At 30.1% G+C, this 19,661-nt stretch carries 20 protein-coding genes; 3 read left to right on the forward strand and 17 right to left on the reverse strand.

Going from position 1 to position 19,661, the window contains the following annotated elements; all coding sequences use genetic code 11:
* Positions 1-31: 31 nt before the first annotated feature.
* The 8 genes from AC2JAQ_RS14610 to AC2JAQ_RS14645 all read right to left on the reverse strand — a co-directional run bounded on the left by AC2JAQ_RS14610 (position 32) and on the right by AC2JAQ_RS14645 (position 8,213).
* Positions 32-541: an NYN domain-containing protein gene (locus AC2JAQ_RS14610; protein WP_488457035.1), complete on the reverse strand. Its 510-nt coding sequence runs from the start codon at positions 539-541 to the stop codon at positions 32-34.
* Between the two features lie 15 nt (positions 542-556).
* On the reverse strand, positions 557-1,429 hold the full coding sequence (gene rlmB / locus AC2JAQ_RS14615; protein ID WP_488457036.1) for a 23S rRNA (guanosine(2251)-2'-O)-methyltransferase RlmB: 873 nt from the start codon (positions 1,427-1,429) through the stop codon (positions 557-559).
* 22 nt (positions 1,430-1,451) lie between these two features.
* Positions 1,452-2,189 (reverse strand): FAD-dependent thymidylate synthase, encoded by a 738-nt coding sequence (thyX, locus tag AC2JAQ_RS14620; protein WP_488457037.1) that lies wholly within the window; start codon positions 2,187-2,189, stop codon positions 1,452-1,454.
* A gap of 15 nt (positions 2,190-2,204) precedes the next feature.
* Complete coding sequence (locus AC2JAQ_RS14625) at positions 2,205-2,615, reverse strand: Mini-ribonuclease 3 (protein ID WP_488457038.1); 411 nt, start codon at positions 2,613-2,615, stop codon at positions 2,205-2,207.
* 226 nt (positions 2,616-2,841) lie between these two features.
* The gene (gene cysS, locus AC2JAQ_RS14630) at positions 2,842-4,239 is read right to left on the reverse strand and encodes a cysteine--tRNA ligase (protein WP_488458807.1); all 1,398 of its coding nucleotides are present in this window, start codon (positions 4,237-4,239) and stop codon (positions 2,842-2,844) included.
* Between the two features lie 108 nt (positions 4,240-4,347).
* A complete protein-coding gene (locus AC2JAQ_RS14635) occupies positions 4,348-6,060 on the reverse strand; it encodes a proline--tRNA ligase (RefSeq protein ID WP_488457039.1) in 1,713 nt (570 codons plus the stop codon).
* A 354-nt stretch (positions 6,061-6,414) separates the two neighbouring features.
* The gene (ispD, locus tag AC2JAQ_RS14640; protein ID WP_488457040.1) at positions 6,415-7,092 is read right to left on the reverse strand and encodes a 2-C-methyl-D-erythritol 4-phosphate cytidylyltransferase; all 678 of its coding nucleotides are present in this window, start codon (positions 7,090-7,092) and stop codon (positions 6,415-6,417) included.
* A 14-nt stretch (positions 7,093-7,106) separates the two neighbouring features.
* The gene (locus tag AC2JAQ_RS14645; RefSeq protein ID WP_488457041.1) at positions 7,107-8,213 is read right to left on the reverse strand and encodes a PIN/TRAM domain-containing protein; all 1,107 of its coding nucleotides are present in this window, start codon (positions 8,211-8,213) and stop codon (positions 7,107-7,109) included.
* 312 nt (positions 8,214-8,525) lie between these two features.
* On the opposite strand from AC2JAQ_RS14645, the gene AC2JAQ_RS14650 reads away from it, so the two are divergent.
* Entirely contained in the window at positions 8,526-8,927 is a 402-nt protein-coding gene (locus AC2JAQ_RS14650) for a nucleoside triphosphate pyrophosphohydrolase family protein (RefSeq protein WP_488457042.1), read from the forward strand.
* Positions 8,928-8,963: 36 nt separating this feature from the next.
* Here AC2JAQ_RS14650 and disA read toward each other — a convergent pair whose 3' ends face one another.
* From disA to AC2JAQ_RS14670, 4 genes are all read right to left on the reverse strand, one after another.
* Complete coding sequence (gene disA / locus AC2JAQ_RS14655; protein WP_488457043.1) at positions 8,964-10,028, reverse strand: DNA integrity scanning diadenylate cyclase DisA; 1,065 nt, start codon at positions 10,026-10,028, stop codon at positions 8,964-8,966.
* Between the two features lie 19 nt (positions 10,029-10,047).
* Positions 10,048-11,409 carry a DNA repair protein RadA gene (gene radA / locus AC2JAQ_RS14660; RefSeq protein WP_488457044.1) on the reverse strand — a complete coding sequence of 454 codons (1,362 nt, stop codon included), beginning with the start codon at positions 11,407-11,409 and terminating at the stop codon, positions 10,048-10,050.
* 253 nt (positions 11,410-11,662) lie between these two features.
* Positions 11,663-12,391 carry a glucosamine-6-phosphate deaminase gene (nagB, locus tag AC2JAQ_RS14665; RefSeq protein WP_488457045.1) on the reverse strand — a complete coding sequence of 243 codons (729 nt, stop codon included), beginning with the start codon at positions 12,389-12,391 and terminating at the stop codon, positions 11,663-11,665.
* The gene (locus tag AC2JAQ_RS14670; RefSeq protein WP_488457046.1) at positions 12,388-13,110 is read right to left on the reverse strand and encodes a GntR family transcriptional regulator; all 723 of its coding nucleotides are present in this window, start codon (positions 13,108-13,110) and stop codon (positions 12,388-12,390) included. Before AC2JAQ_RS14670 ends, nagB begins: the two co-directional genes overlap by 4 nt.
* A 198-nt stretch (positions 13,111-13,308) precedes the next feature.
* On the opposite strand from AC2JAQ_RS14670, the gene AC2JAQ_RS14675 reads away from it, so the two are divergent.
* Together AC2JAQ_RS14675 and AC2JAQ_RS14680 are read left to right on the forward strand one after the other, a co-directional pair.
* A complete protein-coding gene (locus tag AC2JAQ_RS14675) occupies positions 13,309-13,476 on the forward strand; it encodes a hypothetical protein (RefSeq protein WP_488457047.1) in 168 nt (55 codons plus the stop codon).
* A gap of 92 nt (positions 13,477-13,568) precedes the next feature.
* Entirely contained in the window at positions 13,569-13,796 is a 228-nt protein-coding gene (locus tag AC2JAQ_RS14680; protein ID WP_488457048.1) for a glutaredoxin family protein, read from the forward strand.
* 131 nt (positions 13,797-13,927) lie between these two features.
* Here AC2JAQ_RS14680 and AC2JAQ_RS14685 read toward each other — a convergent pair whose 3' ends face one another.
* The 5 genes from AC2JAQ_RS14685 to AC2JAQ_RS14705 all read right to left on the reverse strand — a co-directional run bounded on the left by AC2JAQ_RS14685 (position 13,928) and on the right by AC2JAQ_RS14705 (position 19,653).
* Positions 13,928-15,376 carry an NADP-dependent glyceraldehyde-3-phosphate dehydrogenase gene (locus AC2JAQ_RS14685; protein WP_488457049.1) on the reverse strand — a complete coding sequence of 483 codons (1,449 nt, stop codon included), beginning with the start codon at positions 15,374-15,376 and terminating at the stop codon, positions 13,928-13,930.
* 11 nt (positions 15,377-15,387) lie between these two features.
* The gene (locus AC2JAQ_RS14690) at positions 15,388-15,621 is read right to left on the reverse strand and encodes a glutaredoxin family protein (RefSeq protein WP_488457050.1); all 234 of its coding nucleotides are present in this window, start codon (positions 15,619-15,621) and stop codon (positions 15,388-15,390) included.
* Between the two features lie 2 nt (positions 15,622-15,623).
* The gene (gene trxB, locus AC2JAQ_RS14695) at positions 15,624-16,562 is read right to left on the reverse strand and encodes a thioredoxin-disulfide reductase (RefSeq protein ID WP_488457051.1); all 939 of its coding nucleotides are present in this window, start codon (positions 16,560-16,562) and stop codon (positions 15,624-15,626) included.
* A 218-nt stretch (positions 16,563-16,780) separates the two neighbouring features.
* Positions 16,781-17,128 carry a hypothetical protein gene (locus AC2JAQ_RS14700; protein WP_488457052.1) on the reverse strand — a complete coding sequence of 116 codons (348 nt, stop codon included), beginning with the start codon at positions 17,126-17,128 and terminating at the stop codon, positions 16,781-16,783.
* Between the two features lie 80 nt (positions 17,129-17,208).
* Complete coding sequence (locus AC2JAQ_RS14705) at positions 17,209-19,653, reverse strand: ATP-dependent Clp protease ATP-binding subunit (protein ID WP_488457053.1); 2,445 nt, start codon at positions 19,651-19,653, stop codon at positions 17,209-17,211.
* Between the last annotated feature and the right edge of the window lie 8 nt (positions 19,654-19,661).

The raw sequence follows: 19,661 nt of genomic DNA on the forward strand, positions 1-19,661 counted from the left end.
ATTATAAGATTTATATTTGACTTAGTCAATATTACCCTCTTCTCATTTTTTCTAATTTTTCTAATACACTTTTTTCTAAGGTATCTCCTAAAAAGTTTTTACCTATTTCAGATTTATTCTTTTCTGCCTTTTTTCTAATGTTATCCTGAACTTTTAACACTTCATTGTAGAATTCAATAGATGACATTCTTACAGCCCCTCTTTGGAAGATAGTTTGTTGTTCTAACCTATCTGATGTTACAACAACAACTTCAACCTTTCTTCCTAGTTCATCTACCATTCTCTCAATATATGCATCAGCAATTTCGCCTTCTTTTGTAAAGACAGTAATTATATTTCCGGATAACTCTTTACTCTCTATATTCCCAGCAACCTTATGTGCATCAAAAACCAAATAAATTCTACAAGAGTTAAAAGCAGCATAGTTTTCAAGCATTTCTGTAAGCTCTGTTCTTGCTATATCATAGCTATAATTTTTTGACTTTTTTAAATTTGGCCAACTATTTATAACATTATAACCATCTATAAATATAACTCTCATTTCATCACTCTTTTTCTACTTTATTATTCTTGATTTTAATACCTCATACATCATTATACCACCTGCAACTGAAGCATTTAAAGAATTTATTTTTCCAACCATTGGTATTTTAACTAGTTTGTCGCATTTCTTTTTAGTTAAATTTGACATACCTCTACCTTCGCTACCTATGATTATTCCGCAAGCTCCTTTGAAGTTTGTTTCATAACTATATTCTTCTCCAGCTATATCAGCGCCATATATCCATACATTGTTAGCTTTTAATTCTTCAATAGCATTATTTATATTAGTAACTTTTGCTATTTTCATATGTTCAATAGCTCCTACAGAAGCTTTATAAACAGTTCCAGTAACCCCAACATTTCTTCTCTTTGGAATTATAATACCATGAGCACCACATAATTCTGCTGTTCTTACTATTGAGCCTAAATTATGCGGATCTTCTAATTCGTCTAAAATAACTATGAATGGATCTTCATTTTTACTCTTAGCTAAATCTAATATATCTTCAACTGTGCTGTATTTAAATGGAGTGATTTGTGCTATTACACCTTGGTGAGCCTTAGTTTCACTCATTAAATCAAGCTTCTTTCTATCAACTTCTTTTACAACTATCTTCTTTTCTTTAGCTAATCCTAAAATTTTGTTTATTGAACCTTCCATTTTTCCATTAGCTATGAAAATTTGCTCTATAGTTTTATCTGATTTTAATAATTCTATAACGGCATTTCTACCTTCTACCAAATCTTCTCTTACTTTAACTTCTTCTTCTACTGAAAAATTTCTATTGTTTCTAGAATATTTTTCTTCTCTTGCTCTTTGCTCTCTTTCTAAAGCATATTTTTGTTTACGAGTTAATTGCTTGTATTTGTTTTCTGACTTTGTCATTTTATTCTCTCCTTAAAAATTCTTATTTCCCAAGATATAATTCTCTCATCTCTTTAAGTTTCCCACAGCACATTTTTCCTTCTGGACATGGACCTGCTACACAACTTGGACCTGCATTTTTAAATAATATTGGTGCAACTTGTTTTACTTCATTAACCATTTGTTCAGCCATATTTCTTATCTCCCATTGAGCCCTATCACAACATCTGTGATGGAAGAAGTTCATTAAACTTCTCGCATTCATAGTGAACACAACCTTTGTTTCACAAGCATTTGGGAATACATATCTTGCATCTTCTATAGCTTTTTTCTCAGCTGTTTTTTCTCCCATACCATCATTGATATATTTAGTTTTTAATCTATTAACTATCTCATCATAGGCTTTTTGTGCTCCATTCATTTGATCAACAAAAAGCTTCTTAGCTACTTCATCTGATTCTATGGCAGGTGGTACTATGTATTCAAATTGATCTAACTTAACATATCTTTGAGATTGTTGAGAGTAAGATGCTATTCTATGTCTAACTAACTGATGAGTTAAGCTTCTTGAAACCCCTTCTACAGCAAAAGTAAATGAAACATGCTCTATTGGAGACATATGTCCATATGACATAAGCATATTTAAAAACTTTTCTGCTCCTTCATCAGTTAAATTCTCTAATATATCATCAACTCCTACAGGACTATAACATAATTTAGCCGCAGCTGCTATTGTCTTTTCTGGTTCTGGTGTATATTGTAATAACTTAACTTTTAACATTAATGATTCTCCCCTCTAAATATGGACTTCTATACATTTTAATAAGAACTCATTTAACCTTTCCTCTTTGCCAGTAAGATATAAATAACCTACTAAAGCTTCAAAGCCTGTTGCATTTCTATAATCTCTAACATTTGCGTTCTTAGGTACAGTTGCCGACTTAGCATTTCTACCCCTTTTATAAATATAAAGTTCATCTTCAGTAAGCTCATCTTCTAAAGCATTTATTATGTCACTTTGTGCTTTAGCTTTTACATATTGTATAGCCTTAACATGTATCTTATGAGCTGATAAACCTGCATTTTCACTTAATATATAATTTCTTATGAAAACTTCATAAACTCCATCTCCAATTAAAGCTAGTTGAAGTGGATTTAACATTCTAGCTTCGCTTTCTGAAAACTCTCTGTATAATAAATTCTTCAATATCTTATCTCCTTTTGTTTGAGCTTAATTTAAAAATTATATAGAATTTATTTAGTTAAAACTATTAAACTACAAATTCAAATCTAATTCAATCAAAGATTTTAATATGATTAAATTTAGATTTTTTTAAATTATTGAATTTACTTTTATTTTAATAGTTATTAAATAAAATTCCTTAAAATAATAACTTGCAAAAGAAATCTCCTTTGCAAGTTTATTATCTACATTATATCATCTTCCATCTAACACCTTGAGGAGTATCTTCTAAGACAATTCCTCTATCTTTTAAATCATCTCTTATTTTATCAGCTAAAGCAAAATCTCTATCTTTTCTAGCTTGTTGTCTTTGAGCTATTAAAGCTTCAATCTCTTCTTCAAGGTTTCCTTTAGTTGATTTTTGGAACATTCCTAATGGAGCTCCTAATTCTCTTATTAGGTCTAAAGCTTTTTGAGCTAATTCTTTTGATGAATCAATTGTTATATTTGTATTAGTATCTTTTATTAAATCAAATATAGCTGTTATAGCATCAGCAGTATTGAAATCATCATCCATTTTTTCAATATATTTTTCTTTATATTTATTTAATGACTCTAAATAAGTTTTTTCTTCTTCATTCATTTCTTCTCTAGAAACTTCATCTATTAAGTTTTCTAAATTTCCTATAGCATTGTATATTCTTTCAACTGATGCCTTAGCTGATTCTAATAAATCTTCACTAAAGTTAAGTTGTTGTCTATAGTGAGCTGATAACATTAAGAATCTTATAACATCAGCATCATATCTTTCTAATATTTCTCTTGCAGTAAAGAAATTATTCAATGATTTTGACATTTTTTCATTGTTTACATTAACAAAGGCTGAATGTAACCAATACCTTGCAAAAGGTTCACCTGTTAAAGCTTCACTTTGTGCTATTTCATTTTCATGATGAGGGAATTTTAAATCTGATCCACCAGCATGAATATCTATAGTTTCACCTAGTAATTTTTTAGCCATGCATGAGCATTCTATATGCCATCCTGGTCTTCCCATTCCCCATGGACTGTTCCAAGCAGGTTCACCTGGCTTTTGTGCTTTCCATATAGCAAAATCCATTGGGTCTTTTTTTCTTTCATCAATGCTTATTCTAGCACCTGATTGAAGGTCTTCTATGTTCTGTCCTGATAACTTCCCATATCCTTCAAATTTCTTAGTTGAGAAATAAACATCTCCATCAACTTCGTAAGCATATCCTTTATCAACTAATCCCTTAACAAATTTTATTATTTCTCCAATAAATTCTGTAGCCCTTGGATTAACTGTAGCTCTTTCTATATTTAATGCATCTGCATCTTGATAATACTCTTTTATATAAGTATCTCCAATCTTCTTTACAGTAGTGCCTTCTTCATTAGCCTTTTTTATCATTTTGTCATCTATATCTGTAAAGTTTTGAACAAAATCAACTTTGAATCCTCTGTATTCAAAATATCTTCTTATAGTATCAAAAACTATAAATGTTCTACCATTTCCTATGTGAAAAAAGTTGTACACAGTAGGACCACAAACATACATTTTAACTTCTCCTGGAGTTAAAGGAATGAATTCTTCTTTTTTCTTGTTTAAAGTATTATAAACCTTAATCACTACTTGACCCTCCTACCTTATATTATTAGCAACTCACCCTATATTTAAATAAGGTGAGCTCTATTATTATATTCTAATTATATACAATTCCGTTAATCTTATAAATTATAAAGATAAATTTGCTTTTTCAAATTCTTCTCTTACTCTATCATAAACTTCTCCTATAGATAAAGTCTCAACTTCTCCACCATTTCTAAGTTTAAATTCAACTTGACCTTCACCAATCATCTTTCCAACAGTTATTCTCATTGGAATTCCCATTAATTCAGAATCTTTAAATTTAACTCCAGCTCTTTCTTTTCTATCATCAAGTAGAGCTTCAACTCCCATTTTTCTTAATTCATTGTATATTTCTTCAGCCTTAGTTGCTTGTTCTTCATTTTTAACGTTAGCTGGTATAACTGATACATGGTATGGAGCTACTTCTAATGGCCAAATTATTCCGTTTTCGTCATTATGTTGCTCTATTATTGAAGCTACAGTTCTTGTAACACCAATTCCATAGCATCCCATTATAAATGGTTTAGCTTTTCCATCTTCATCAATAAATGTTGCACCCATAGATTCTGAATACTTAGTTCCAAGTTTAAATATATGTCCAACCTCAGTACCTCTTGAAATAGTTATTTCTTTTCCACATTCAGGACATTTTTCTCCTATAGTAACATTTCTGAAGTCACCAACTATTCCCTCAAAATCTCTTCCGTAGTTTACATTCTTTAAGTGCATATCAGTTTCATTAGCACCTATTATAAAGTTATACATATTAGCTACTTCTTGGTCAACTAATAGCATATCTACTTTTATTCCCATAGGACCAGCAAATCCAACAGCAGCTCCAGTAGCTTCTTTAACAGCCTCTTCACTTGCCATTTCTAATTCTATAACCTCTCCAATAGCATTAGCTATCTTAACTTCGTTAGCTTCTCTATCTCCTCTTAATACAACAGCAACAACTTTATCATCAGCTTGGAATATTAAAGTTTTTGCTATTTTCTTTGGTGAACATTCAAAGAATTTTGCTAAATCTTCAATTGATTTAACAGCTGGAGTTTCAACTTTTTCTACTTCCATTAACTCTTCTTTTTCAGCATGTTCTGGTGTTGATGGAGCTTTTTCTATGTTAGCTGCATAATCACAAGCTGTACAGAATACTACATCATCTTCTCCAACTTCTGATTTAACCATAAACTCAGCTGAACCTGATCCACCTATAGCTCCTGAATCAGCTGCAACTGCCTTAGCATCTAATCCACATCTATTGAATATATTAACATATGCTTTTCTCATTTTTTCATATGCTAAATCTAATCCTTCTTGATCTTTGTCAAAGCTATATCCATCTTTCATTATGAATTCTCTTGATCTCATAACTCCAAATCTTGGTCTTCTTTCATCTCTATACTTAGTTTGTATTTGATAAAGATTTAATGGTAATTGCTTATATGATTTTATTTCATTTCTAACTATATCAGTAAATACCTCTTCGTGAGTTGGTCCTAAGCAAAAATCTCTGTTATGTCTATCTTTTAATCTAAACATTTCTGCTCCATAAGCATCCCATCTTCCTGATTCTTGCCATAACTCAGCTGGTATTAAAGCTGATGCTAAGAATTCTTGAGCACCTGCATTATTCATTTCTTCTCTTACTATATTTTTAACATTTTCTATAACCTTTAATCCTAAAGGCATATAGTTATAAATACCTGCAGCCATCTTTCTCATAAGACCTGCTCTAAGCATAAGCTTGTGACTTTCTATTTCTGCTTCTGCTGGAACTTCTCTTAAAGTTCCTACTAACATATTTGACATTTTCATAATATACTACCTCCTCATAAGCTATTTATAATCTTAATATTTTAATTAATTTCATTTTAAAAAATAAAAAAAGCTCTACCCTAAAAAACTTTAGGGCGAGCTTGTATTTCGCGGTACCACCTAAATTTGTACTCTATTCATTGTTAACGGTATTAAACCCGGTTAGTTTTTTGCTACGACTCCAAAGTAGGTTCAAAACATGTTGAAAATCTCTCAGCCTAGTATTTTCTCTCTGTATAAGCGTTTCTACTAATCTTTTTCACAGTCTTTACAACTATTAAATTTTCTTAAATCTTATAAAATTATATCCTTATAAAAATAACATGTCAATATGCTGTCTGTATCTTGTGATTACTACTTAACAAAATGTTCTGCTAATATTAAATCTTCTGGAGTTGTTACTTTTATATTTTTGTAATCTCCATCAAAAAGATAAACATCCTCTCCTAAAAGATCTACTATCATGGTATCATCTGTAACTGAAATCCCTTCTTTTTTGACTTTCTCATGCCCCTCTTTTATTAAATTATATTCAAAACACTGAGGAGTTTGAACTGCCACTAAAGATGATCTATCTGGTGTACTTATAGAAAATCCTTTTTCATTTTTTACTTTTATTGTATCCTTAGGCATAACTCCTGGAGCCGCTGCTCCAAATTCCTTAGCATACTTTATTCCGTCTTCTATTATTTTTTTACTTACAAAAGCTCTTGCTCCATCATGTATTAAAACTACATCACAGTCTTCTAAAACATTTAATGCATTATAAACTGAATCCTGTCTCTCTTTCCCACCTTCTACAATTTTAGATATTTTAAAATCAAATCTAGGTTCTATTCTAGTTTTAAAATAATCTATTTCATCTTTAGGAAGAACAAGTATTATTTCATCAATTGATTTACATTCTTCAAAAGCTTTTAATGTGTAATATATTATAGGTTTTTCTTTTATTTCAATGAATTGCTTACTAACATCAGCACCCATTCTTTTCCCTTTTCCACCTGCTAATATTATACTAACTATCTTTCCCATACTTAAATATCCTTCTAATATTTAGACTTAGCAAATATCATTCTACCTGCTGCAGTTTGAAGTACTGATGTAACAACTACTGTTATTTCTTTTCCCATGTACTTTCTTCCACCTTCTACAACAATCATAGTACCATCATCAAGATAGGCAACTCCTTGTCCAGATTCTTTTCCATCCTTCACTACAGTAAGGGTCATCTCTTCTCCTGGTAATACTACTGGCTTAATTGCATTTGCTAACTCATTTATATTTAGTACTGGCACACCTTGGAACTCTGCTACTTTATTCAAGTTATAATCATTTGTTACAACTTTTCCGTTTAATTTTTGTGCTAATTTTAAAAGCTTAATATCGACTTCTGCGATTTCTGGGAAATCACCTTCCCACATATCAACTTCTATTGGAAGTTCTTTTTGAATTTTATTTAATATATCTAATCCTCTTCTTCCTCTTGTTCTCTTTAAGGAATCTGAACAATCCGATATATGTCTTAACTCATCAAGTACAAAAGTTGGTATTACTAAAGATCCTTCTATAAAACCTGTTTGGCATAAATCAAATATTCTGCCATCAATTATTACAGATGTATCTAGAACCTTTGGCGTAGCCCCAATTTTTTTATTTGTAGTGTTCTTTGTCTTCTTATCCTTAGATTGATTCTTTTTTAAATTCTCGAAATAACTTAAAATATCATCTCTCTTTTTAACAGCTATATCTGCCCCAATGATCATTGCAATTATGTTTATAACTATTGATACAATAGGTCCTAACATATCATTTAGACCACTTAAGAATGTACTTAATGGCAACGTTATTACTAAAGCTAATATTAATGCAACTATAGCTCCTACAGCTCCAAAGATTATTTCGCTTGGTGATAATTTAGATATACCTTTTTCTATAAAAGTTATGAACTTTCTTATAGCTTTATAAATAAAAGGAGAAAGAATAAATAAAATGATTCCAAAAATAGCAATTAAAATTACATAAAATGATACCTGTAAAAAAATGTTTGTTAGATATTCTCTGCCTATAGCACTCTTTCTTATTGCATCTGCTAAAACAAATCCTATCAATAATCCTAAAATAGTAAAGATTACTCTAAAAATTTTCTTTATCACAAACTCACCTCCTATATAATTATTGACATGTTTAGTTTTTATCATTCATAGTTGTAAAATATTTATAATATATTTTCTTAATTATACCATATTAAAGGTCTTTAATACTTATAAAATACTCTTTAAATATTATAATTAAGAAATTACCCCCTATAAATCTTTTATGATTTGATTTATATTATAGTCAAGTTAACAAGCTAATTAGTTTTTAACATATATTTAGTTTTGCAACCTAAATCATTTGACAAATATAACCATAAAATTCTATAATTACTATAAGGTCAAAGATTAGTATATAAGGAGTGAAACACTATGAAGGACGTAATTTTTGACGATTTTCAAAATAGCGTTAATAATTCTTTACTTAGACACAAAAGCATATTAGATATATTGAGCAAATATCAAGAATCACAATCAAGAGCAAGCAGAGCTATATGTAAAGCCGTTACGAATTGCGGTTGCATAGAGATTTGTGCTAAAAAACAAAGTATGCTAAAGGATGATGACCTATCCTTAGATGAACTAAACCCATGCCTAAGCTCACATTTAAAAGGAAACTTATGTGAAAATTGTAGAGAAGTTATAGAACGTGAAATTGGAAATAATCTGTTCTATTTAACATCTCTATGCAATGCATTGGATTTAAACCTATTTGATATCTTATTAAAAGAATATAATAAAATGGATACCTTAGGTAAATTTACTTTCAGATAATAAATATTAAGTGCCATATTTATATGGCACTTCTTTTTATAAATTTTTATTCAGAGCAACTTGTTCTCTTATTCTTCTCAATCCATTTTTTATTGCTCTAGCTCTAGCTTCTCCAATTCCTTCTACCTGGTCTAAATCTTCATTGCCAGCTTCAAGAATATATTTAAGCTTTCCGAAATGTCCTACTAGATTTTCTATTACATTTGATGGTATTCTTGGTACCTTGTTAGATATTCTATACCCTCTAGGTGACACTAATGTGTCAATTAAAGATTTTCCTACATAGCCTAATTCTTTTGCTATTATATCTAAGTCTAGTAAATCTTCTGATGATAACTCTTGAATTTCTTTGTAAACATCATTATATTCCATTTTATCATAACAATAGTCTCTTATTAGAAGAACTCCATCTTGTTCTATACTTCTTACTAATTCATTTAACTGCATAGAAATAAGTCTTCCTTCATTACCTAATTCAATGATATACCCTTCTATTTCTTCAACTATTCTCATTACCATTTCTGTTCTTTGTATTGCTGTAGTTACATCAAAAAGTGTTGCTAGGTCTTGAAATTCAAGTATATTTAGATTATTTGTTACTCTTTCAAGAACAGCTACATATTTTTCTAATGTTTGTATAGCTTGATTTGCTTTACCTAATATAACTGCACTATCTCTTAATACATACTTTATATCACCTTTATAAACAGTTATTATATTTCTTCTTTGTGATATTGCTATTGCTATTTTGTTAGTCTGCTTAGCAACCCTTTGAGCGGTTCTATGTCTTGTTCCAGTTTCAAAAGTACTTATAGATTGATTTGGCATAAGCTGAGCATTGGCATAAAGTATCCTTTTTCTATCTGAACTTAGTACTAATGCCCCGTCCATCTTAGCAAGTTCATATATATATGCCGGACTATACTCAGAGTTTATATTAAAACCACCATCTACTAAATCTAATATTTCTTCATTATCTCCTAATACTATAAGTCCACCAGTTTTTGCTCTAAGTATATTGTCTAATCCTTCTCTTAAAGAAGTACCTGGACTCATTATCTTTAATATTTTCTTTAAATCATCATCATGTACAGTTCTCATTTACTCACACCTATCCATCTTAAAATATCTTTCCTATTGCTTCTCGCACAGTTTTAACGCCTATAAGATTTAACTTACTTCCTTTTAATTTTTCTAAGCTTCTATACGGAACAACAGCATTTAAAAAGCCCATTTTTTCTGCTTCATTTAATATTCTGTCACAGTTGGCTATAGGTCTTATTTCTCCTGTCAAACCAACTTCTCCAACAACAACTAATTTTTCTAAACTAGTAGACTTACCCTTCACTGATGACACTAAGGAAATAGCAATTCCTAAATCAGCTGTAGTTCCTTCTATTTCAAGACCTCCAACCACATTTACATAAACATCAGTATTATAAAAAGGAACTCTTAACTTTTTCTCTAGTACAGCTAATATTAAACTTAGCCTTGAATTCTCTACTCCTACAGAAGTTCTTCTAGGCATAACTGCTTTCGTTTCAGATGCTAATGATTGTATTTCTACAAGAATAGGTCTAGTTCCTTCCATTACTCCAATTACAACAGAACCTTCTTGATTAAAGCTAGTATCTTCTAAGAACATACTAGATGGATCATAAACCTGCATTAGACCTTCTCCACGCATTTCAAAGACACCAATTTCAGCTGTAGTTCCAAATCTATTTTTCATAGTTCTTAATATTCTAAATTCTTCAGTTCTTTCTCCTTCGAAAGATAAAACAGTATCAACCATATGTTCTAATACTCTTGGCCCTGCTAAATCCCCTTGTTTGGTTACATGAGCAACAATAAATAATGGTATATTTTTCCCTTTAGCAATTCTCATTACAGCATTTGAACACTCTTTGACTTGAGAAACACTTCCAGGAGCTGAAGAAACTGTATCTCTATAAATAGTCTGTATTGAATCTATTATTATGAAAGCTGGATTAAGTTTATCTATATATGCTTCTATTATATCAAGATTAGTCTCAGCAACGATATAAAGTTCTTCCGCATCAACTTTTAATCTATCGCCCCTTATCTTTATTTGCTCTTCTGATTCCTCTCCTGACACATATAAAACTTTCCCATATTTTTTTGAAATATTATTGGCTGTTTGTAAAAGAAGTGTAGATTTACCTATTCCAGGATCACCAGATATAAGTGTAAGCGATCCTTTAACAAGTCCCCCACCTAGTACTCTATTTAATTCACCAATTCCGGTGTCATATCTTTCTTTTTCACCTGATTTTATTTCTTTTATTGTCTTAAGTTCACCAATTTGTCTTTCAACCTTAGGCGAAACTTGGTTACTTTTAGTATCTCTAATTTCTTCAATCAAAGTATTCCAATTATTACATTCTGGGCATTTTCCCATCCATTTTGGAGATTCATATCCACAATTTTGACATACATATATACTTCTAACCTTTGCCACTTTACCAACTCCATATTTCTTCATTTTACGTACAAATTTAATTATTTCCTAATATATCCTTAAATAATCATATCATATGATTATAACTAATCACATACTTATTTATGACTATTTTCTTAAAATGATTCATGTAAAAGATTTAATAATAATTATTACAATAAAAATAAAAAACTGCCTGTAAATCTAAGCTTTAAAATTAAACTTTAAACCTACAAACAGTTCTCTTATATAATTAATTCTGAAATAGTAATAACTATTTTAATAATTTAGCTGCAGCTTCATCAACTATTAATACAACATTGCTATGCATTTGTAACATAGTTGCAGGAATCTCAGTTGTTATTTTTCCACTCATCATAGCTTTAACAACTTCAGCTTTACCTTCACCACTTGCAATAACCATTATCTTCTTAGCTTTCATTATTCCACCAAGTCCCATAGTTATAGCTTCTCTTGGTACATCATCAATTGAATCAAAGAATCTTGCATTAGCCTCTATAGTTGACTCTTTAAGGTCTGTTAAATGAGTTCCTACACTTAATTCTTCTCCCGGCTCATTAAATCCTATGTGCCCATTTGCACCTAATCCTAATAATTGAACATCAATTCCACCCATCTCTTGGATTCTAGCATCATATGATTTACATTCTTCTTCAACATTCTCAGCTAATCCATTAGGCACGAATGTTTTATTCTTATCTATGTTTATATGATTAAATAAGTTTGTGTTCATGAAGTATCTATAACTTTGGTCATGATCTCCTGGTAAACCAACATACTCATCTAAGTTTATGCTTGTAACTTTTGAGAAATCTAATTCTCCTTCGTTGTACATTCTGATAAGTTCTTTATACATTCCAACTGGAGTTCCACCAGTAGCTAATCCTAAAACAATCTCAGGATTTGATTTTATGCTTTCAGCCATTTCATTTGCTGCAACTTTGCTCATTTCATCGTAATTTTTAGTAACAATTAATCTCATTTCAATTTCCCCTCTCTCTTAGAAATATTAATTTCTAAAACATATTTATCTGATCTATAAATTGCGTCTTCAACGTAAATTATTTCACCTTCTGAATTTAAAGCTGCATTATGACTTCTTAAAAGAGGTACTTGTTTATCGACATTGAATAATGTTTTTAACTCCTCATCCATAATTACGGCTGCTAAAGCTGATTCTGTACTTTCTATAACATATCCTTTTTCTTCTAATAACTTAAATAAAGAACCCTCTAAATCCTCTTTAGTTACAAAACCACAATATTCACAAGGAATATAAACAACCTCATTAGCAACAGCTTCCCCATCAACTAATCTTAACCTATTTATTTTATAGATTTTTTCAACCTCAAAAGTATCTGCCAATTCATCAGGTGTATTAATAACTTCAAAATCTAAAACCTTAGTTGTTAAACTTCTTCCTGCTTTTTTTATAATATCTGAGAAACTCATCATATCTTCTTGCTTTACTTTAGGTTCACATACGAAAGTTCCCTTTCCTTTTTCTCTAACAAGAAGTCCTTCTTGTACTAACTCCCCTAAAGCCTGTCTGACAGTCATTCGACTTACACCATAAGCCTCTGTTAACTCTCTTTCACTTGCTATACACTGTCCTACTTGCCAAGTACCCTTTGTTATTTTTTCCTTTATCATCTCTTTTAATTGGTAATACACAGGTATAGGACTATTTTTATCTATCATGATTTCTCCTCCTAATTAAATTATACTCAACTGGTTCTAACTTGTCTAGACCACTATACATTCATTTTCAATAATTTCATATTTAGTCTATGTTATATTTTATCATTTATTATTAAATATTTTCCACTTTTATCAATAATAATGAATATCTATTGTGTTTTTATCAAATACTATAAATAAAAACTAGGAGGGACTCTATTGAACTTAAAGGATAAACTTAATAATAATTCTATAATTTCTGAAAACCCGCTACATTCTAATAATGCAGGTTTAACTAATTTATCTTCTTTTTTTAATAATCATAGTGAAGCCGCTATGTATAATTTAATTTACAATGACCATTTAGATGATAATCAAATTAAATAATTATTTTTATTGATTTAAATCACATATTTTATACACTTTTAATAATTAAAATAAGGGTATATTAGAAATTGATTTACATAGGAGATGATAATATGGTAAAAGTTTATTCAACAAACTCTTGTCCATGGTGTGTAAAAGCAAAACAATATCTTAAATCAAAAAATGTTGAATTTGAAGATTTAAATGTACAAACAGATATGATTGCTAGAGAAGATATGCTTAAAAAGAGTAAACAAATGGGCGTTCCTGTTTTAGATATAAATGGAACTATTATAGTTGGTTTTGATAAGAACGCTATTGATACAGCATTAAATGAATAGAATAGAAATATTGAAATAGAGAGATATTAAAAATATCTCTCTATTTTTTATAAAATATAATAAGACTATAAGTACGTATTTTAAAGTTTTTTACTTAAAATTACTGTGCTTATAGTCTTATATTAATTTTATTATCTTATTGTAATTACTGTAGCTTTTGGTCTAGACATAGCTTCTATTGAGTATCTTATTCCTTGAGTTCCCATCCCTGAAGATTTTACTCCTAAGAATGGGAAATGATCTGGTCCTCTTTCAGTTTTATTATTAACATGAACAGTTCCAACTTCTAATTTATCAGCAATATAAAAGGCTTCATTTATATCCTTAGTAAATACTGATGATTGTAAACCATATTTGGATGCATTAGCTATTTTTATTGCCTCATCTTTATCATTTACTCTTATGATAGGTAAAACTGGTCCAAAAGGCTCTTCCCACGCTAATCTCATATCTGTAGTAACATTGTCAAAAAGAGTAGCCTCTATTAGGTTTCCTTTTCTGTGACCACCACAAACTAAAGTAGCACCTTTTTCTTCTGCATCCTCAATTAGTTCCATAACAAAGTCAGCTGCTTTATTATCTATAAGAGGTACTATTGTTACATCTTCAATTTCTAATGGATTTCCCATTTTTAATTTATTTATTTTTTCTTTTAGTTTTTTAACTAGTTTATCAGCAACTGAATCCATTACTAATATTCTCTTAACAGCAGTACATCTTTGTCCTGAATATGAATAACCTCCAGCAATTATATTATCAACAGTTAAATCTAAATCTGCATCTTCTAAAACTATTGCTGCATCCTTTCCACCAAGTTCCATAAGAAGCGGTTTCATCACTGTTATTTCTGAAATTCTTCTTCCTATTTCTGTACTTCCTGTAAAGTTTATAAAATCTATTTTTCTATGAGTTACACAATAATCTCCAATTTCGCTACCTCTTCCAGTAACAGTATTTAAAACTCCACCCGGAAGACCAGCATCATGGAACATTTTAGCCAAATATAAAGCTGATAAGCTTCCTTGAGTCGCTGGCTTTAAAACAACACTGTTTCCAGCCACTATAGCAGGTGCTATTTTTGAAGCTGATAAATTAACTGGATAGTTAAAAGGTGATATAGCCAATACAACACCTAACGGCTCTCTTGTTACTACTGATATCTTACTTCTATTAAATCCAGGGAAATTATCTGATGGTATGCTCTCTCCATCCATACCTTTAGCTGCATCCGCTGTGAATCTAATATAGTCTGCAGTTCTACTTACTTCTGATAATGCGCTTTTTTTATCCTTAGCAACTTCTCTTATCATTATTTCTGCTAACTCATCTTTATGCTCTTCTAATAAATCTGCAGTCTTATAAAGTAAGTGTGCTCTTTCATTTAAAGGAACTTGATTCCATTCTTTCTGTGCTTTTTCTGCATTTTCGATAATTATATCTACATCTTCTTTAGAAAGACTTTGTATTTTACCAACTAAACTACCATCTAAAGGTGATTTTATATCTATAAATTTGTCTGATTTATTTTCATAGAAGCTTCCACCCATAAAATTATAAAATATATTTTCTTTAGTATTCATAGTATCACCTTCTATTTTATTTTTTCTATAGCTGCATCAATCTTTTGCTTATCAAATCCAACTATAACATCATTTCCTATAACAGCAACTGGTACTGATCTTTGACCTGAAACTTCTAGTACTTCATTTCTGTCTTCTTTACCGTCAGCAACTGTTATTGTTTCATATTCAACGCCTAATTTTTGTAAATATTTTTTTAATTTATTACATGGTCCACACCATTCAACTGAATATACTTTTACCATTATTATCTCTCCTTTATTTCTGAAATATATTTGTCTGCATTTAAGGCTGCTATAGTTCCATCTGAAACAGCAGTAGTTATTTGTCTAAACATTTTATCTCTAACATCTCCTGCTACATAAACACCCTTAACGTTAGTTCTCATATTTTCATCGGCTTCAATATAGCCATTATCTTTAATTCTTATATACTCTCTAAACATAGCTGTTTTAGGTTCTGTTCCAATATATCCAAAGACTCCATTTATAGAAATTTCTTTTTCTTCTCCAGTCTTTGTATTTCTTATTTTTGCAACTTCAACAAAATCTCCACCTAAAACATCAACTAAATCCCAGTTATACATTATTTCAATATTTTCCTTCTTACTAGCAGCCTCTAAAGTTTTAGCTTCAGCACGAAAATAATCATATCTTCTTATAACAATTACTTTCTTAGCAATATTAGATAAGTATAAAGCTTCTTCTAAAGCAGCATTTCCACCACCAACAACAGCAACAACCTCATCTTGATAAACTGCTCCATCACATACTGCACAGTAATGTATTCCCTTACCTAAATATTTGTTTTCACTCGGAATAGGTAATCTCTTAGGTGTAGCTCCTGTAGCTATTATTACAGCCTTTGGCTTATATATATAGTCTCCAGTTTCTACAATTTTCTCATCATCTTTTAATGAAACATTCTCTATAAAATCAAACTCATCTATTGTAGCTCCACAAGCTTCTGCTTGTGCTTGAATTCTATCAGCAAGCTCATTACCTGTTATCTCAATAAAACCTGGATAATTTTCAACAGTATAAGTTGATCTTACTTGCCCTCCGATTATATTATCTTCTAAAACTAAAGTATCTAACTTTGCTCTTGAAGCATATATTGCAGCTGTTAGTCCTGCTGGACCTGCTCCAATTATTATTAAATCAATTTCTTTAACTTCTTTTTCCATAATAACACTCCTTACTGAGGTTAAATTTATTATTTGTATTATATGATATATTATTCGATATACCCCCTTAGGGTACCTGTTTTTTATTAATTATACTCCTTATTAAATAATTTTTCAATGATAATTATTATTAATTATAAATTTTATTGAATTTTATATTTATTCTACCAAAAAAGCCCTATTATATTCTGTGATTTAGAATACAATAGAGCTTAACTTTATTTTCTTTTTTTATTTATCTTTACTTTTACTTTCTTAGTCTTAAACATTGTATTAATTCCATCAATAGTTCTTTTTTGTACATAAACAAATAATGCTACCACTCCTATTAAGATAAATATAACCGATGATCCCCATTTATCAGAATTAAGCACTACAGAAATTAATAAAACTCCTAATAACGCTATAGGTAATGATAAACTTTTACTTACCTCTTTTCTATCTCTCTCAGTCATATTTTCAATTGCAGCATCTTCAATTTTAAAAAGTTCTAACTTTTGCTTTGACCATACAAAGAAAGCAACTCCAAAGGCTAATATCCCAATTATAATACCGATTAATTCCATAATATCCCCCACACCATTTTAATTATAAAAAAATAAGATTACATATATTTTACCATATATAACCTTATTATACATTATAATCAAACTGTTTTTTTAAATTTTACAACATTATCTTCTAGTAAAACATCTACCTCAGTACCTTTTAATATATTCCCATTCAAAAGTTCCTCACTTAATTTATCTTCAATATATTTGGTTATAACCCTTCTTAATGGACGTGCTCCATACTTTAATTCAGTTCCTTTTTTAACCAAAAACTCTTTACACTCTTGTGAAAAGTTTAAAGAAAGTTGTAAGTCATTTAATCTCTCTTTTAATGAGCCTATCATAAGATCTACAATTTTGAGAAGATGTTCCTTCTCCAAGCTATGAAATACAACAATATCATCTAATCTATTTATAAACTCAGGCTTAAAACTTTGTTTAAGTTCTTCTAGCATAAGACTTTTCATATTATCATAATCTTGTTCATTATCTTCTCTTGCACTAAATCCTACTGCATTCTTCTTATCTAGTTTATCTGCTCCAATATTAGATGTCATTATTATTATTGTGTTTTTAAAATCTACTGTTCTTCCTTTTCCATCCGTCAAAACTCCATCTTCTAATATTTGAAGAAGAACATTAAATATATCTGGATGTGCCTTTTCTATTTCATCAAAAAGTATTACTGAATAAGGGCTTCTTCTTACCTTCTCCGTAAGTTGACCACCTTCTTCATACCCTACATATCCTGGAGGAGCTCCAATTAATCTAGCTACTCCATGCTTTTCCATATACTCAGACATGTCAAGTCTAATAAACTTATTTTCATCACCAAACATAGCTTCTGCTAAAGCCTTACAAAGCTCTGTTTTTCCAACACCTGTAGGTCCTAAGAATGCAAATGATCCAATAGGCCTTTTCGGATCTTTGAGTCCTACTCTTGATCTTCTTACTGCTTTAGATATGGTTTTAATTGCCTCCAATTGGCCTATAACTCTCTTACTTAGCTTTTCCTCTAACTTAAGAAGTCTACTAGATTCTTTTTCAGTTAGTCTTTCTACTGGAATTTGAGTCCACTTTGAAACTACCTTTGCAATATGTTCCTTATTTACTTCATATATTTTAGAAGCATTCTCTTCCCTCCAAAGTTCTCTATCCCTCTCTAGCTCTTCCTGTAAAAGTAACTCTTGATCTCTTAGTCTCGCTGCTAGCTCGAAATCTTGTATCTTTATAGCCTCTTCTTTTTCTACTTTTAGATTAGAAATTAACTCCTCTTGTTTAAAAAACTTAGGTGGAGTAATCATACTTTCTATTCTTACTTTAGCAGCAGCTTCATCTATCAAATCAATAGCCTTATCTGGTAAAAATCTATCAGTTATATATCTACTAGATAAATTTACTGCTGCCTCTATAGCTTCATCTGTTAATTTTACATTATGATGTATTTCATATTTTTCTTTTATTCCATGTAGTATTAGTATGGAATCCTCTTTGTTTGGTTCCTTTACTACTATTGGTTGAAATCTTCTCTCTAAAGCAGAATCCTTTTCTATATTTTTTCTATATTCATCAGTTGTTGTTGCTCCTATACATTGTATTTCTCCTCTAGCTAAAGCAGGTTTTAATATATTTGAAGCATCTATGGCACCTTCAGCACCTCCTGCTCCAACAATGTTGTGAATTTCATCTATGAATAGTATTATATCTTCTGAATATTTTACTTCGTTTAAAACCTTTTTAAGACGTTCCTCAAACTCACCTCTATATTTTGCTCCAGCTAACATTGAAGTAACATCTAAAGTATATATTCTTTTATTTTTAATCATGTCAGGTACTTCACCTAATAAAATCCTTTGTGCTAATCCTTCTACAACGGCAGTTTTTCCTACCCCTGGTTCTCCTATTAAACAAGGATTATTTTTCATTCTCCTACAAAGTATTTCTAAAAGTCTTTGTGTTTCATCTTTTCTTCCTATAACAGGATCTAATCTATTTTTATCCGCTCTTTCTATTAAATCTATGCCATACAAATTTAACGTAGGAGTGTCTTTTCTTTTTGGCTTCTCTTTTTCTTTAATACTTCTATTTTCCTTATTAGGAATTCTACCAAGTATATTATTTAATTTATCACTTATATTTTTTATATCATTTTTAACTATTTTATTTAGGATTAAATTAGCTACACCTTCTTTTTCCTTTATTAAGGCTAACAATATATGCTCCGGTCTTGAAATACTTTGTCCTGCCTCTTTAGCAATTTCTAAACTTCTATCTAAAACTTTTTTGCATCTAGGTGTAAAAGGCACCTCATCTAAACTATAATTTATTTCCCCAATTCCAACATATAGCTTAATAAAACTTAGTACCTTTTCCTCTGTTACATTGCTCTCTTCCAAAATCCTAGAACATTGTCCATTTTCATTAATTAATCCTATTAATAAATGTTCTGTTCCCATATAGCCATGTTTAAGCATTAAAGAACTTTCTTTTCCTTTATTGATTACTATTTTGGAATTTTCATTAAAATTATCAAGACGCATCTTTTACC

It is taken from the genome of Clostridium sp. LIBA-8553, from assembly GCF_057782465.1.

Bases quoted from the DNA above. Each gene is read 5' to 3' on its own strand.
- AC2JAQ_RS14610 (WP_488457035.1), bottom strand. From the start codon at position 541: ATGAGAGTTATATTTATAGATGGTTATAATGTTATAAATAGTTGGCCA.
- rlmB (WP_488457036.1), bottom strand. From the start codon at position 1,429: ATGACAAAGTCAGAAAACAAATACAAGCAATTAACTCGTAAACAAAAA.
- thyX (WP_488457037.1), bottom strand. From the start codon at position 2,189: ATGTTAAAAGTTAAGTTATTACAATATACACCAGAACCAGAAAAGACA.
- AC2JAQ_RS14635 (WP_488457039.1), bottom strand. From the start codon at position 6,060: ATGAAAATGTCAAATATGTTAGTAGGAACTTTAAGAGAAGTTCCAGCA.
- ispD (WP_488457040.1), bottom strand. From the start codon at position 7,092: ATGGGAAAGATAGTTAGTATAATATTAGCAGGTGGAAAAGGGAAAAGA.
- AC2JAQ_RS14650 (WP_488457042.1), top strand. From the start codon at position 8,526: ATGAAGGACGTAATTTTTGACGATTTTCAAAATAGCGTTAATAATTCT.
- disA (WP_488457043.1), bottom strand. From the start codon at position 10,028: ATGAGAACTGTACATGATGATGATTTAAAGAAAATATTAAAGATAATG.
- nagB (WP_488457045.1), bottom strand. From the start codon at position 12,391: ATGAGATTAATTGTTACTAAAAATTACGATGAAATGAGCAAAGTTGCA.
- AC2JAQ_RS14670 (WP_488457046.1), bottom strand. From the start codon at position 13,110: ATGATAGATAAAAATAGTCCTATACCTGTGTATTACCAATTAAAAGAG.
- AC2JAQ_RS14680 (WP_488457048.1), top strand. From the start codon at position 13,569: ATGGTAAAAGTTTATTCAACAAACTCTTGTCCATGGTGTGTAAAAGCA.
- AC2JAQ_RS14685 (WP_488457049.1), bottom strand. From the start codon at position 15,376: ATGAATACTAAAGAAAATATATTTTATAATTTTATGGGTGGAAGCTTC.
- AC2JAQ_RS14690 (WP_488457050.1), bottom strand. From the start codon at position 15,621: ATGGTAAAAGTATATTCAGTTGAATGGTGTGGACCATGTAATAAATTA.
- trxB (WP_488457051.1), bottom strand. From the start codon at position 16,562: ATGGAAAAAGAAGTTAAAGAAATTGATTTAATAATAATTGGAGCAGGT.
- AC2JAQ_RS14700 (WP_488457052.1), bottom strand. From the start codon at position 17,128: ATGGAATTAATCGGTATTATAATTGGGATATTAGCCTTTGGAGTTGCT.
- AC2JAQ_RS14705 (WP_488457053.1), bottom strand. From the start codon at position 19,653: ATGCGTCTTGATAATTTTAATGAAAATTCCAAAATAGTAATCAATAAA.